This is a genomic window from Mycobacterium spongiae, assembly GCF_018278905.1.
Classification (GTDB): domain Bacteria; phylum Actinomycetota; class Actinomycetes; order Mycobacteriales; family Mycobacteriaceae; genus Mycobacterium; species Mycobacterium spongiae.
Genome location: NZ_CP046600.1, coordinates 759,940 through 776,623, shown reverse-complemented (window position 1 = coordinate 776,623; position 16,684 = coordinate 759,940). Strand labels below are relative to the sequence as shown.

Sequence of the window (16,684 nt, the reverse complement as noted above, 5' to 3'; positions counted from 1 at the left end):
GCGGCACCGGCGGGATCGGTGGCGCCGGCGGTGCGGGTGGTGCGGGCACCATGGGTGCTGCTGATGGCGGTACCGGCGGCCAGGGCGCGGCCGGCGGCGACGGCGGTGCCGGGGGTGCCGGTGGCGCGACCGGTGCCGGTGCCGGCGGCACCGAGGGCGCGGCGGGCGGCGGCGCGGCGACGGCGGCACCGGCGGCATCGGTGGCCAAGGCGGGGCGGGGACCGATAACAGCGCCAACGACGGGACGCGGGCGGGGCGGCGGTAAAGGCGGCGTCGGCGGCACCGGTGGGGCGGCCGGCACCGGTGGCACCGGCTCGGCGGCGGGTGCCGACGGCAGCGCCGGTGATGGCGGTGTCGGCGGCCAAGGTGGCACCGGCGGTGCGGGTGGTGCCGGCACCATCGGCGCTGCTGATGGCGGTACCGGCGGCCAGGGCGCGGCCGGCGGCGACGGCGGTGCCGGGGGTGCCGGGGGCGCGACCGGCCTCGGTGCCGGCGGCACCCAGGGCGCCGGCGGTGCGGGCGGCGACGGCGGCACCGGCGGTCAAGGTGGCCGAGGCGGGGCGGGGACCGATAACAGCGCCAACAACGGCACCGCGGGCGGGGCCGGCGGTAAAGGCGGCGTCGGCGGCACCGGTGGGGCGGCCGGCACCGGTGGCACCGGCTCCGCGGCGGGTGCCGACGGCAGCGCCGGTGATGGCGGTGTCGGCGGTACTGGTGGCGTCGGCGGTGCGGGTGGTGCCGGCACCATCGGCGCTGCTGATGGCGGTACCGGCGGCCAGGGCGCGGCCGGCGGCGACGGCGGTGCCGGGGGTGCCGGGGGCGCGACCGGTGCCGGTGCCGGCGGCACCCAGGGTGTCGGCGGTGCGGGCGGGGACGGCGGCACCGGCGGTCAAGGTGGCCAAGGCGGGGCGGGGACCGATAACAGCGCCAACGACGGGACCGCGGGCGGGGCCGGCGGTAAAGGCGGCGTCGGCGGCACCGGCGGCGACGCCGGCCAAGGCGGCACCGGCTCGGTCGCGGGCAGCGATGGGTCGGCGGGTGATGGCGGCACCGGCGGTATCGGTGGCGCCGGCGGTGCGGGTGGTGCGGGCACCGTGGGTGCTGCTGATGGCGGTACCGGCGGCCAGGGCGCGGCCGGCGGCGACGGCGGTGCCGGGGGTGCCGGTGGCGCGACCGGTGCCGGTGCCGGCGGCACCCAGGGTGTCGGCGGTGCGGGCGGGGACGGCGGCACCGGCGGCATCGGTGGCCAAGGCGGGGCGGGGACCGATAACAGCGCCAACGACGGGACCGCGGGCGGGGCCGGCGGTAAAGGCGGCGTCGGCGGCACCGGTGGGGCGGCCGGCACCGGCGGCACCGGCTCCGCGGCGGGTGCCGACGGCAGCGCCGGTGATGGCGGTGTCGGCGGTATCGGTGGCGTCGGCGGTGCGGGTGGTGCCGGCACCGTGGGCGCTGCTGATGGCGGTACCGGCGGCCAGGGCGCGGCCGGCGGCGACGGCGGTGCCGGGGGTGCCGGTGGCGCGACCGGTGCCGGTGCCGGCGGCACCCAGGGTGTCGGCGGTGCTGGCGGCGACGGCGGCACCGGCGGCATCGGTGGCCAAGGCGGGGCGGGGACCGATAACAGCGCCAACGACGGGACCGCGGGCGGGGCCGGCGGTAAAGGCGGCGTCGGCGGCACCGGCGGCGACGCCGGCCAAGGCGGCACCGGCTCGGTCGCGGGCGCGGCGGGTACCGCCGGGGATGGCGGCACCGGCGGGATCGGTGGCACCGGCGGCGCCGGTGGTGCCGGCACCGTGGGTGCCGCCGATGGCGGTACCGGCGGCCAAGGCGCGACCGGCGGCGACGGCGGTGCCGGCGGGGCCGGGGGCGCGACCGGCCTCGGTGCCGGCGGCACCGAGGGTGCCGGCGGTGCGGGTGGCGACGGCGGCACCGGCGGTCAAGGTGGCCGAGGCGGGGCGGGGACCGATAACAGCGCCAACGACGGGACCGCGGGCGGGGCCGGCGGTAAAGGCGGCGTCGGCGGCACCGGTGGGGCGGCCGGCACCGGTGGCACCGGCTCGGTCGCGGGCGCGGCGGGTACCGCCGGGGATGGCGGCACCGGCGGGATCGGTGGCACCGGCGGCGCCGGTGGTGCCGGCACCGTGGGTGCCGCCGATGGCGGTACCGGCGGCCAGGGCGCGGCCGGCGGCGACGGCGGGGCCGGCGGTGCCGGGGGCGCGACCGGCCTCGGTGCCGGCGGCACCCAGGGCGCCGGCGGTGCGGGCGGCGACGGCGGCACCGGCGGCACCGGTGGTGCTGGTGGTGCCGGCACCGACAACAGCGCCAACGACGGCACCGCCGGCGGGGCCGGCGGTAAAGGCGGCATCGGCGGCACCGGCGGCGACGCCGGCCAAGGCGGCACCGGCTCGGTCGCGGGCGCGGCGGGTACCGCCGGGGATGGCGGCACCGGCGGGATCGGTGGCACCGGCGGCGCCGGTGGTGCCGGCACCGTGGGTGCCGCTGATGGCGGTACCGGCGGCCAGGGCGCGGCCGGCGGCGACGGCGGTGCCGGCGGTGCCGGTGGCGCGACCGGTGCCGGTGCCGGCGGCACCCAGGGCGCCGGCGGTGCGGGCGGCGACGGCGGCACCGGCGGCCAAGGTGGCCAAGGCGGGGCGGGGACCGATAACAGCGCCAACGACGGCACCGCCGGCGGGGCCGGCGGTAAAGGCGGCGTCGGCGGCACCGGCGGCGACGCCGGCCAAGGCGGCACCGGCTCGGTCGCGGGCAGCGATGGGTCCGCCGGGGATGGCGGCACCGGCGGGATCGGTGGCACCGGCGGCGCCGGTGGTGCCGGCACCATGGGTGCCGCCGATGGCGGTACCGGCGGCCAGGGCGCGGCCGGCGGCGACGGCGGGGCCGGCGGTGCCGGTGGCGCGACCGGCCTCGGTGCCGGCGGCACCCAGGGCGCCGGCGGTGCGGGCGGCGACGGCGGCACCGGCGGCACCGGTGGTGCTGGTGGTGCCGGCACCGACAACAGCGCCAACGACGGCACCGCCGGCGGGGCCGGCGGTAAAGGCGGCATCGGCGGCACCGGTGGGGCGGCCGGCACCGGTGGCACCGGCTCGGCGGCGGGTGCCGACGGCAGCGCCGGTGATGGCGGTGTCGGCGGCACCGGCGGCACCGGCGGTGCGGGTGGTGCGGGCACCGTGGGTGCTGCTGATGGCGGTACCGGCGGCCAGGGCGCGGCCGGCGGCGACGGCGGTGCCGGGGGTGCCGGTGGGGCGACCGGTGCCGGTGCCGGTGGCACCCAGGGTGCCGGCGGTGCGGGCGGGGACGGCGGCACCGGCGGCATCGGTGGCCAAGGCGGGGCGGGGACCGATAACAGCGCCAACGACGGGACCGCGGGCGGTGTGGGCGGTAAAGGCGGCGTCGGCGGCACCGGCGGCGACGCCGGCCAAGGCGGCACCGGCTCGGTCGCGGGCAGCGATGGGTCGGCGGGTGATGGCGGCACCGGCGGTATCGGTGGCGCCGGCGGTGCGGGTGGTGCCGGCACCATGGGTGCCGCTGATGGCGGTACCGGCGGCCAGGGCGCGGCCGGCGGCGACGGCGGTGCCGGGGGTGCCGGTGGCGCGACCGGTGCCGGTGCCGGCGGCACCCAGGGTGTCGGCGGTGCGGGCGGCGACGGCGGCACCGGCGGCACCGGTGGCACCGGGGGTGCCGGCACCGATAACAGCGCCAACGACGGCGTCGCGGGCGGGGCCGGCGGTAAAGGCGGCGTCGGCGGCACCGGTGGGGCGGCCGGCACCGGCGGCACCGGCTCCGCGGCGGGTGCCGACGGCAGCGCCGGTGATGGCGGTGTCGGCGGTATCGGTGGCGTCGGCGGTGCGGGTGGTGCCGGCACCGTGGGTGCCGCTGATGGCGGTACCGGCGGCCAGGGCGCGGCCGGCGGCGACGGCGGTGCCGGGGGTGCCGGTGGCGCGACCGGTGCCGGTGCCGGCGGCACCCAGGGCGCCGGCGGTGCGGGTGGCGACGGCGGCACCGGCGGCCAAGGTGGCCAAGGCGGGTCGGGGACCGATAACAGCGCCAACGACGGGACCGCGGGCGGGGCCGGCGGTAAAGGCGGCATCGGCGGCACCGGCGGCGACGCCGGCCAAGGCGGCACCGGCTCGGTCGCGGGCGCGGCGGGTACCGCCGGGGATGGCGGCACCGGCGGGATCGGTGGCACCGGCGGCGCCGGTGGTGCCGGCACCATCGGCGCTGCTGATGGCGGTACCGGCGGCCAGGGCGCGGCCGGCGGCGACGGCGGGGCCGGCGGTGCCGGTGGCGCGACCGGCCTCGGTGCCGGTGGCACCCAGGGCGCCGGCGGTGCGGGCGGCGACGGCGGCACCGGCGGCACCGGTGGTGCTGGTGGTGCCGGCACCGACAACAGCGCCAACGACGGCACCGCCGGCGGTGTGGGCGGTAAAGGCGGCGTCGGCGGCACCGGTGGGGCGGCCGGCACCGGTGGCACCGGCTCGGCGGCGGGTGCCGACGGCAGCGCCGGTGATGGCGGTGTCGGCGGTACTGGCGGCACCGGCGGTGCGGGTGGTGCCGGCACCATCGGCGCTGCTGATGGCGGTACCGGCGGCCAGGGCGCGGCCGGCGGCGACGGCGGTGCCGGGGGTGCCGGTGGGGCGACCGGTGCCGGTGCCGGTGGCACCGAGGGTGCTGGCGGTGCGGGTGGCGACGGCGGCACCGGCGGTCAAGGTGGCCAAGGCGGGGCGGGGACCGATAACAGCGCCAACGACGGGACCGCGGGCGGGGCCGGCGGTAAAGGCGGCGTCGGCGGCACCGGCGGCGACGCCGGCCAAGGCGGCACCGGCTCGGTCGCGGGCGCGGCGGGTACCGCCGGGGATGGCGGCACCGGCGGGATCGGTGGCACCGGCGGTGCCGGTGGTGCCGGCACCATGGGTGCCGCTGATGGCGGTACCGGCGGCCAGGGCGCGGCCGGCGGCGCGGGCGGGGCCGGCGGGGCCGGGGGCGCGACCGGCCTCGGTGCCGGCGGCACCCAGGGCGCCGGCGGTGCGGGCGGCGACGGCGGCGCCGGCGGCACCGGTGGTGCTGGTGGTGCCGGCACCGACAACAGCGCCAACGACGGCACCGCCGGCGGGGCCGGCGGTAAAGGCGGCGTCGGCGGCACCGGCGGCGACGCCGGCCAAGGCGGCACCGGCTCGGTCGCGGGCGCGGCGGGTACCGCCGGGGATGGCGGCACCGGCGGGATCGGTGGCACCGGCGGCGCCGGTGGTGCCGGCACCATCGGTGCCGCTGATGGCGGTACCGGCGGCCAGGGCGCGGCCGGCGGCGACGGCGGGGCCGGCGGTGCCGGTGGCGCGACCGGCCTCGGTGCCGGCGGCACCCAGGGCGCCGGCGGTGCGGGCGGCGACGGCGGCACCGGCGGCACCGGTGGTGCTGGTGGTGCGGGGACCGATAACAGCGCCAACGACGGCACCGCCGGCGGTGTGGGCGGTAAAGGCGGCGTCGGCGGCACCGGCGGCGACGCCGGCCAAGGCGGCACCGGCTCGGTCGCGGGCAGCGATGGGTCGGCGGGTGATGGCGGCACCGGCGGTATCGGTGGCGCCGGCGGTGCGGGTGGTGCGGGCACCATGGGTGCTGCTGATGGCGGTACCGGCGGCCAGGGCGCGGCCGGCGGCGACGGCGGTGCCGGGGGTGCCGGTGGCGCGACCGGTGCCGGTGCCGGCGGCACCGAGGGCGCCGGCGGTGCGGGCGGCGACGGCGGCACCGGCGGCATCGGTGGCCAAGGCGGGGCGGGGACCGATAACAGCGCCAACGACGGGACCGCCGGCGGGGCCGGCGGTAAAGGCGGCGTCGGCGGCACCGGTGGGGCGGCCGGCACCGGTGGCACCGGCTCGGCGGCGGGTGCCGACGGCAGCGCCGGTGATGGCGGTGTCGGCGGTATCGGTGGCGTCGGCGGTGCGGGTGGTGCCGGCACCATCGGCGCTGCTGATGGCGGTACCGGCGGCCAGGGCGCGGCCGGCGGCGACGGCGGTGCCGGGGGTGCCGGTGGCGCGACCGGCCTCGGTGCCGGCGGCACCCAGGGCGCCGGCGGTGCGGGTGGCGACGGCGGCACCGGCGGTCAAGGTGGCCGAGGCGGGGCGGGGACCGATAACAGCGCCAACGACGGGACCGCGGGCGGGGCCGGCGGTAAAGGCGGCGTCGGCGGCACCGGTGGGGCGGCCGGCACCGGTGGCACCGGCTCGGCGGCGGGTGCCGACGGCAGCGCCGGTGATGGCGGTGTCGGCGGTACTGGTGGCGTCGGCGGTGCGGGTGGTGCCGGCACCATCGGCGCTGCTGATGGCGGTACCGGCGGCCAGGGCGCGGCCGGCGGCGACGGCGGTGCCGGGGGTGCCGGTGGCGCGACCGGTGCCGGTGCCGGTGGCACCCAGGGTGTCGGCGGTGCGGGCGGGGACGGCGGCACCGGCGGTCAAGGTGGCCAAGGCGGGGCGGGGACCGATAACAGCGCCAACGACGGGACCGCGGGCGGGGCCGGCGGTAAAGGCGGCGTCGGCGGCACCGGTGGGGCGGCCGGCACCGGTGGCGCCGGCTCCGCGGCGGGTGCTGACGGGTCCGCGGGTGATGGCGGCACCGGCGGTATCGGTGGCACCGGCGGTGCTGGTGGTGCGGGCACCGTGGGCGCGGCCGATGGCGGTACCGGCGGCCAAGGCGCGGCCGGCGGCGACGGCGGTGCCGGGGGTGCCGGTGGGGCGACCGGTGCCGGTGCCGGCGGCACCCAGGGTGCCGGCGGTGCGGGTGGCGACGGCGGCACCGGCGGTCAAGGTGGCCAAGGCGGGGCGGGGACCGATAACAGCGCCAACGACGGCACCGCCGGCGGGGCCGGCGGTAAAGGCGGCGTCGGCGGCACCGGCGGCGACGCCGGCCAAGGCGGCACCGGCTCGGTCGCGGGCGCGGCGGGTACCGCCGGGGATGGCGGCACCGGCGGGATCGGTGGCACCGGCGGTGCCGGTGGTGCCGGCACCATGGGTGCCGCCGATGGCGGTACCGGCGGCCAGGGCGCGGCCGGCGGCGCGGGCGGGGCCGGCGGGGCCGGGGGCGCGACCGGCCTCGGTGCCGGCGGCACCCAGGGCGCCGGCGGTGCGGGCGGCGACGGCGGCGCCGGCGGCACCGGTGGTGCTGGTGGTGCCGGCACCGACAACAGCGCCAACGACGGCACCGCCGGCGGGGCCGGCGGTAAAGGCGGCGTCGGCGGCACCGGCGGCGACGCCGGCCAAGGCGGCACCGGCTCGGTCGCGGGCGCGGCGGGTACCGCCGGGGATGGCGGCACCGGCGGGATCGGTGGCGCCGGCGGTGCCGGTGGTGCCGGCACCATGGGTGCTGCTGATGGCGGTACCGGCGGCCAGGGCGCGGCCGGCGGCGCGGGCGGTGCCGGCGGGGCCGGGGGCGCGACCGGCCTCGGTGCCGGCGGCACCCAGGGTGCCGGCGGTGCGGGCGGCGACGGCGGCACCGGCGGCACCGGTGGTGCTGGTGGTGCGGGGACCGATAACAGCGCCAACGACGGCACCGCCGGCGGTGTGGGCGGTAAAGGCGGCGTCGGCGGCACCGGCGGCGACGCCGGCCAAGGCGGCACCGGCTCGGTCGCGGGCAGCGATGGGTCCGCCGGGGATGGCGGCACCGGCGGGATCGGTGGCGCCGGCGGTGCCGGTGGTGCGGGCACCGTGGGTGCCGCCGATGGCGGTACCGGCGGCCAGGGCGCGACCGGCGGCGCGGGCGGGGCCGGGGGTGCCGGGGGCGCGACCGGCCTCGGTGCCGGCGGCACCCAGGGCGCCGGCGGTGCGGGCGGCGACGGCGGCACCGGCGGCACCGGTGGTGCTGGTGGTGCCGGCACCGACAACAGCGCCAACGACGGCACCGCCGGCGGGGCCGGCGGTAAAGGCGGCATCGGCGGCACCGGCGGCGACGCCGGCCAAGGCGGCACCGGCTCGGTCGCGGGCGCGGCGGGTACCGCCGGGGATGGTGGCACCGGCGGGATCGGTGGCACCGGCGGTGCCGGTGGTGCGGGCACCGTGGGTGCCGCCGATGGCGGTACCGGCGGCCAGGGCGCGGCCGGCGGCGCGGGCGGGGCCGGCGGGGCCGGGGGCGCGACCGGCCTCGGTGCCGGCGGCACCCAGGGCGCCGGCGGTGCGGGCGGCGACGGCGGCGCCGGCGGCACCGGTGGTGCTGGTGGTGCCGGCACCGACAACAGCGCCAACGACGGCACCGCGGGCGGGGCCGGCGGTAAAGGCGGCGTCGGCGGCACCGGCGGCGACGCCGGCCAAGGCGGCACCGGCTCGGTCGCGGGCGCGGCGGGTACCGCCGGGGATGGCGGCACCGGCGGGATCGGTGGCGCCGGCGGTGCCGGTGGTGCCGGCACCATGGGTGCTGCTGATGGCGGTACCGGCGGCCAGGGCGCGGCCGGCGGCGCGGGCGGGGCCGGCGGGGCCGGGGGCGCGACCGGCCTCGGTGCCGGCGGCACCCAGGGTGCCGGCGGTGCGGGCGGCGACGGCGGCACCGGCGGCACCGGTGGTGCTGGTGGTGCGGGGACCGATAACAGCGCCAACGACGGCACCGCCGGCGGTGTGGGCGGTAAAGGCGGCGTCGGCGGCACCGGCGGCGACGCCGGCCAAGGCGGCACCGGCTCGGTCTCGGGCGCGGCGGGTACCGCCGGGGATGGCGGCACCGGCGGGATCGGTGGCACCGGCGGCGCCGGTGGTGCGGGCACCATGGGTGCCGCTGATGGCGGTACCGGCGGCCAGGGCGCGACCGGCGGCGCGGGCGGGGCCGGCGGGGCCGGGGGCGCGACCGGCCTCGGTGCCGGCGGCACCCAGGGTGCCGGCGGTGCGGGCGGCGACGGCGGCACCGGCGGCCAAGGTGGCCAAGGCGGGGCGGGGACCGATAACAGCGCCAACGACGGCACCGCCGGCGGGGCCGGCGGTAAAGGCGGCGTCGGCGGCACCGGCGGCGACGCCGGCCAAGGCGGCACCGGCTCGGTCGCGGGCGCGGCGGGTACCGCCGGGGATGGCGGCACCGGCGGGATCGGTGGCACCGGCGGCGCCGGTGGTGCCGGCACCATGGGTGCCGCCGATGGCGGTACCGGCGGCCAAGGCGCGACCGGCGGCGACGGCGGGGCCGGCGGTGCCGGTGGCGCGACCGGCCTCGGTGCCGGCGGCACCCAGGGTGCCGGCGGTGCGGGCGGGGACGGCGGCACCGGCGGTCAAGGTGGCCAAGGCGGGGCGGGGACCGATAACAGCGCCAACGACGGCACCGCCGGCGGGGCCGGCGGTAAAGGCGGCGTCGGCGGCACCGGTGGGGCGGCCGGCACCGGTGGCACCGGCTCCGCGGCGGGTGCCGACGGCAGCGCGGGTGATGGCGGTGTCGGCGGTACTGGTGGCACCGGCGGTGCGGGTGGTGCCGGCACCATGGGTGCCGCTGATGGCGGTACCGGCGGCCAGGGCGCGGCCGGCGGCGACGGCGGGGCCGGGGGTGCCGGTGGGGCGACCGGCCTCGGTGCCGGTGGCACCCAGGGTGCCGGCGGTCAAGGCGGGGACGGCGGCACCGGCGGCATCGGTGGCCAAGGCGGGGCGGGGACCGATAACAGCGCCAACGACGGCGTCGCGGGCGGGGCCGGCGGTAAAGGCGGCATCGGCGGCACCGGCGGCGACGCCGGCCAAGGCGGCACCGGCTCGGTCGCGGGCAGCGATGGGTCCGCCGGGGATGGCGGCACCGGCGGGATCGGTGGCACCGGCGGCGCCGGTGGTGCCGGCACCATGGGTGCCGCCGATGGCGGTACCGGCGGCCAAGGCGCGACCGGCGGCGACGGCGGTGCCGGCGGTGCCGGTGGCGCGACCGGCCTCGGTGCCGGCGGCACCCAGGGTGCCGGCGGTGCGGGCGGCGACGGCGGCACCGGCGGCACCGGTGGTGCTGGTGGTGCCGGCACCGACAACAGCGCCAACGACGGCACCGCCGGCGGGGCCGGCGGTAAAGGCGGCATCGGCGGCACCGGCGGCGACGCCGGCCAAGGCGGCACCGGCTCGGTCGCGGGCGCGGCGGGTACCGCCGGGGATGGCGGCACCGGCGGGATCGGTGGCACCGGCGGCGCCGGTGGTGCCGGCACCATGGGCGCCGCCGATGGCGGTACCGGCGGCCAAGGCGCGACCGGCGGCGACGGCGGTGCCGGCGGTGCCGGTGGCGCGACCGGCCTCGGTGCCGGCGGCACCCAGGGCGCCGGCGGTCAAGGCGGGGACGGCGGCACCGGCGGCACCGGTGGTGCTGGTGGTGCCGGCACCGACAACAGCGCCAACGACGGCACCGCCGGCGGGGCCGGCGGTAAAGGCGGCATCGGCGGCACCGGCGGCGACGCCGGCCAAGGCGGCACCGGCTCGGTCGCGGGCGCGGCGGGTACCGCCGGGGATGGCGGCACCGGCGGGATCGGTGGCACCGGCGGTGCCGGTGGTGCCGGCACCATGGGCGCCGCCGATGGCGGTACCGGCGGCCAAGGCGCGGCCGGCGGCGACGGCGGTGCCGGCGGGGCCGGGGGCGCGACCGGCCTCGGTGCCGGCGGCACCCAGGGCGCCGGCGGTGCGGGCGGCGACGGCGGCACCGGCGGCCAAGGTGGCCAAGGCGGGGCGGGGACCGATAACAGCGCCAACGACGGCACCGCGGGCGGGGCCGGCGGTAAAGGCGGCATCGGCGGCACCGGCGGCGACGCCGGCCAAGGCGGCACCGGCTCGGTCGCGGGCAGCGATGGGTCCGCCGGGGATGGCGGCACCGGCGGGATCGGTGGCACCGGCGGCGCCGGTGGTGCGGGCACCATGGGTGCCGCCGATGGCGGTACCGGCGGCCAAGGCGCGGCCGGCGGCGACGGCGGTGCCGGCGGGGCCGGTGGCGCGACCGGCCTCGGTGCCGGCGGCACCGAGGGCGCCGGCGGTGCGGGCGGCGACGGCGGCACCGGCGGCACCGGTGGCCAAGGCGGGGCGGGGACCGATAACAGCGCCAACGACGGCACCGCGGGCGGGGCCGGCGGTAAAGGCGGCATCGGCGGCACCGGCGGCGACGCCGGCCAAGGCGGCACCGGCTCGGTCGCGGGCAGCGATGGGTCCGCCGGGGATGGCGGCACCGGCGGGATCGGTGGCACCGGCGGCGCCGGTGGTGCCGGCACCATGGGCGCCGCCGATGGCGGTACCGGCGGCCAAGGCGCGGCCGGCGGCGACGGCGGTGCCGGCGGGGCCGGGGGCGCGACCGGCCTCGGTGCCGGCGGCACCCAGGGCGCCGGCGGTGCGGGCGGCGACGGCGGCACCGGCGGCCAAGGTGGCCAAGGCGGGGCGGGGACCGATAACAGCGCCAACGACGGCACCGCGGGCGGGGCCGGCGGTAAAGGCGGCACCGGCGGCACCGGTGGGGCGGCCGGCACCGGCGGCACCGGCTCCACCGCAGGCGCCGACGGCAGCGCCGGTGATGGCGGTGTCGGCGGTACTGGTGGCGTCGGCGGTGCCGGTGGTGCCGGCACCATGGGCGCCGCCGATGGCGGTACCGGCGGCCAAGGCGCGACCGGCGGCGACGGCGGGGCCGGCGGTGCCGGTGGCGCGACCGGCCTCGGTGCCGGCGGCACCCAGGGCGCCGGCGGTGCGGGCGGCGACGGCGGCACCGGCGGCACCGGTGGCCAAGGCGGGGCGGGGACCGATAACAGCGCCAACGACGGCACCGCGGGCGGGGCCGGCGGTAAAGGCGGCACCGGCGGCACCGGTGGGGCGGCCGGCACCGGCGGCACCGGCTCCACCGCAGGCGCCGACGGCTCCTCCGGCGACGGCGGCACCGGCGGCACCGGCGGGACCGGCGGCGCCGCTGGGCAAGGCGCCGACGGCGCCAACCCCGGCGATAACGGCGCGGCGGGTGCCGTTGGCGGCGACGGCGGTAAAGGCGGCACCGGCGGGGCCGCCGGCACCGGCACCGGCGGGACCCAAGGCGCCGGTGGCACTGGCGGCGACGGCGGGACCGGCGGCAAGGGCGGCACCGGCGCCAACGGCGTCGACAACAGCGCGGATCTGACGGGGAAGGCCGGCGGCGACGCGGGCGCCGGCGGCGACGGCGGCAGCGGCGGTGCGGCCGGTCAAGGCGGCACCGGATCCGTCATGGGCGCCGACGGCACCGGAGGGACCGGTGGAGCCGGCGGCGATGGCGGCACCGGCGGCCAAGGCGGCCACGGCCCCAACACCAGCGAGCCGGGTGGCGACGGCGGCAAGGGCGGCGTCGGCGGCACCGGCGGCACCGGCGGCGCTGGCATCGGTGCCACCGGCGGCGGCACCGGCGGCACCGGCGGGGCTGGCGGGGCCGGCGGCATCGCAGGCGAGGGCGGCGAGGACGGCGGTGCCGGCGGGACCGGCGGTACCGGCGGCGATGGCGGTGCTGGCGGCACGGGCGGCATCGGCGGCGGTGATGGGGGTGCGGCTGGCGATGGCGGTGTCGGCGGCATCGGCGGTGCTGGCGATTCCCGAACCGGGGCATCCACGCCCGACGGAGGTGTCGGCGGCGCCGGCGGCACAGGCGGCGCGGGCGGCACGGGTGGCGCGGCTGGCGCTGGCGGCGATGGCGACGGCGGGACCGGCGGCACCGGCGGCACCGGCGGCATCGGCGGCATCGGCGGCAACGCCGAGCCTGAGGGCGTCGGGATCGGTGGGGATGGCGGTGACGGCGGGACCGGCGGCGCGGCCGGTGCCGGCGGCAGCGGGTCGGGCACCGGCGCTGACGGTAGCTCCGGCGCCGGTGGGGTTGGCGGCGACGGCGGCACGGGCGGGACCGGCAGCCAAGGCGAAGACGGCGGCGGGACCGCCCTCAACGGCGACGATGGCGGGGCCGGCGGGGCCGGCGGGGCCGGCGGAGCCGGTGGCGCCGGCATTGGCGGGGTCGGAGGCGGAAGCGGCGGCAACGGCGGCGACGGCGGCACCGGCGGGGCCGGCGGCAAAGGCGACAGCGGCATCGGCCCCGAGGATGGCGGTGACGGCGGGGCCGGCGGAGCCGGTGGGGCCGGCGGCGCCGGTGGCGCGGGCATCGACGGCGCCGTCGGCGGACGCGGCGGTAACGGCGGCACTGGCGGTATCGCTGGTGATGGCGGCACCGGCGGCGCCTTCGGCAGCGGCGCCACCGGCGGGACCGGCGGGACCGGCGGTGCAGGGGGTGCGGCCGGTGCGGGTGGCGCCGGAGGCGGGGCTCACGGCACCGGTGGAACCGGAGGAGCGGGCGGAGCCGGCGGCAACGGCCGCCAAGCTAGCGACAACTCAGGCTTCGGCGATCCCGGCTTTACCGGCGGAATGGGCGGCAACGGCGGTAACGGCGGTATCGGTGGCGCCGGCATCGGCTCGACAGGCGGTGGGACCGGCGGCGCCGGCGGCGCCGGGGGCAATGGTGGCAACGGCGGCATAGGCGGCGAGGCCTTTAACCCCGGTGATCCCGCCGGTGTAGGCGGTTTGGGCGGCGCCGCCGGCAACGGCGGCAACGGCGGCGCAGGTGGCATCGGCGGCGGTGACGGCGGCGACGCCGGCAATGGCGGCACCGGCGGCAACGGCGGCACAGGCGGCCCGGCCTTTATCGAAGGCGACGGCGCCATCGGCGGCGCCGGTGGCGCCGCCGGCAATGGCGGTATAGGCGGCAACGCTGGTGCCGGCGGCAACGGAAACGGCGGTGCCGGCGGTAACGGCGGCACCGGCGGCGATGGCGGTATAGGCGGCGTCGGTCAGGGCAACAATGGCGCCGGCGGAACCGGCGGCGCCGCAGCCGCCGGCGGCACCGGCGGAAACGGCGGCGCCGGCTCAGGCACCGGCATCCAAGGCGCCGGCGGCAGCGCCGGCGACGGCGGCACCGGGGGCCAAGGCGGCACCGGCGGAGACGGTACTGCCAGCACCGATCCGCTGCTGGCCGGCGGGGCCGGTGGCCAGGGCGGTGACGGTGGCGTGGGAGGCGACGCCGGTGTCGCTGGCACCGGCTCCACCACGGGCGCTACCGGTACCGCCGGTGACGGCGGCGCCGGCGGGGCCGGGGGCGACGGCGGCGCGGGCGCGGACAACACCACCGTGGTGGGCGCCGGCGCCCAAGGCGCCACTGGCGGCACCGGCGGGGCCGGCGGGGCCGGCGGCAGCGGCGGCGCAGCAGGCGCCGGTACAGGCGGCATCCAAGGCGTCGGCGGTCAAGGCGGCGACGGCGGCACCGGCGGCACCGGCGGCACCGGTGGCGCCGGCACCGACAACAGCGCCAACGACGGCGTCGCCGGCGGCGCCGGCGGCCAGGGTGGTCTCGGTGGCGTCGGCGGCAACGCTGGCACCGGCGGCACCGGCTCCACCGCCGGCACCGACGGCTCCTCCGGCGACGGCGGCACCGGCGGCCAAGGCGGCACCGGCGGCAAAGGCGGTGCCGGCACCGTCGGGGCGGCCGATGGCGGCAACGGCGGCCAAGGCGCGGCCGGTGGCCAAGGCGGCACCGGCGGCACCGGCGGGGCCGCCGGTGCCGGCGCCGGCGGTATCCAGGGCGCCGGCGGTCAAGGCGGCGACGGCGGCACCGGCGGCACCGGCGGCACGGGTGGTGTGGGCACCAACAGCACCGACCCGCTGGTCGTCGGCGGCGACGGCGGCCAAGGCGGCACCGGCGGCACCGGCGGCGATGCCGGTGCTGGCGGCACCGGCTCGGCCACGGGTGCCGACGGCTCATCCGGCGACGGCGGCACCGGCGGCCAAGGCGGCACCGGCGGCACCGGCGGCACCGGAACCACTGGCGCAGCAGGCGGCGGCACCGGCGGCACAGGTGGCATCGGCGGCCAGGGCGGCACCGGAGGTGACGGCGGCGCCGCGGGCCTCGGCACGGGCGGCATCCAGGGCGCCGGCGGCACAGGTGGTGAAGGCGGCACAGGCGGCACCGGCGGTGCTGGTGGCGCAGGCACCGACAACAGCGCCAACAGCGGTGTCGTCGGCGGCGACGGCGGCATAGGTGGCACCGGCGGCGCAGGCGGCGACGCCGGCACCGGCGGCACCGGATCCACCGCCGGCACCGGCGGGACCGGCGGCATCGGCGGCCAAGGCGGCGCTGGGGGTAAAGGCGGCGACGGCGGCGCAGTCGCGGCCGGTGGAAACGCGGGAGCTGGCGGGACCGGCGGTGCAGGCGGTGCTGCCGGCGCAGGCGGCGCCGGAGGCGGGGCCAACGGCACCGGTGGCACCGGCGGAGAGGGAGGGACCGGCGGGACCGGCGGGATTGGCGGAGACGGCGTTGTTGGTAAGGCGGCTGGCCGACCCGGCGGTATGGGTGGCGCGGGCGGTGAGGGCGGTGTCGGCGGTGCCGGCATCGGTTCTGCTGGCGGTGGCATCGGCGGCGCCGGCGGCACCGGCGGCGACGGGGGCGACGGCGGCATAAGCATTACTCGTCTTAGCGGTGTTGGCGCCAATGGCGGCGCTGGCGGGGCCGCCGGCAACGGCGGCAACGGCGGCAACGGCGGTACCGGCGGTGGCAACGGCGGCGACGCTGGCACCGGCGGCACCGGCGGCAACGGCGGCGCCGGCGGCTTTGGGAGTCCTATTATTTCCCCGGGCGAGGGCGGCAACGGCGGCGTCGGCGGCGCCGGTGGCGACGGCGGTATCGGCGGCGACGCTGGTGTCGGCGGTAACGGCAACGGCGGCGCCGGCGGCAAGGGCGGCAGCGGCGGTGAAGGCGGCTTCGGTAATACCGGCGGCCTCGGAGGCGGTGACGGCGGGCAGGGTGGTGCGGCCGGCGCCGGTGGCGCCGGCGGCGCCGGATCCGCGGCGGGTGCTGGCTGGAACGCCGGAGACGGGGGCGCCGGCGGGCAGGGCGGCATTGGCGGCGCCGGCGGGGCCGGTGCCTCTGGGGAAGACGTCCTAGACTCGGGAACTGGCGGCGTCGGCGGTATCGGCGGCGTCGGCGGGCAGGGCGGTGCCGGCGGTGCCGGCATCGGTGGCACTGGCGGTGGCACCGGCGGAGCCGGTGGTGGCGGCGGCGACGGCGGCACCGGCGGCGTGGGCGGTCCCCTCGAAACAAGCGCTCCGGGTTCGAACAGCGCTGGCGTAGGCGGCGTCGGTGGCGCCGCCGGCAACGGCGGCAACGGCGGCGTGGGTGGTGCCGGCGGCGGCAACGGCGGCGACGCCGGCGCCGGCGGCACCGGCGGTACCGGCGGCCAGGGGGGTGCTACACCCCCTGTGAGTGGCCCCTTCATGGGCGGCGCGGGCGGCGCGGGCGGCGCCGCCGGCAATGGCGGTATCGGCGGGGACGCTGGTGCCGGCGGCAACGGCAACGGCGGCGCCGGCGGCACCGGCGGCGGCGGCGGCACCGGCGGCAGAGGCGGCGACGGCAACGACACCGGTCCGGATGGTGCCGGTGGGACTGGCGGTGACGGTGCCATCGGTGGGACCGGCGGTGCCGGGGGCACCGGCACCGGCACCGGCACCGGGGGCACCGGTGGAGACGGCGGCAAAGGCGGCGACGGCGGACACGGCGGCACCGGCAACGACGGCGCTGGCATCGGGATCCCGGCTCCCGGCGACCCTGGCACCAGCGGCGGCGACGGCAACCCAGGCAGCGGCCCGGTGGGAGTCAGCGGCGGCAGCGGTGGCACCGGCGGCACCGCGGGCACCGGTGGGGCCGGCGGCGTCGCACCGTAACAGCGGAC

The 16,684-nt window shown here is 81.5% G+C and carries 1 protein-coding gene; it reads left to right on the top strand.

All coding sequences use genetic code 11. The features are described from left to right. Positions 1–50 precede the first annotated feature (50 nt). The gene (locus tag F6B93_RS03010) at positions 51–16,676 is read left to right on the top strand and encodes a hypothetical protein (RefSeq protein ID WP_211697671.1); all 16,626 of its coding nucleotides are present in this window, start codon (positions 51–53) and stop codon (positions 16,674–16,676) included. The last annotated feature ends 8 nt before the right edge of the window (positions 16,677–16,684 follow it).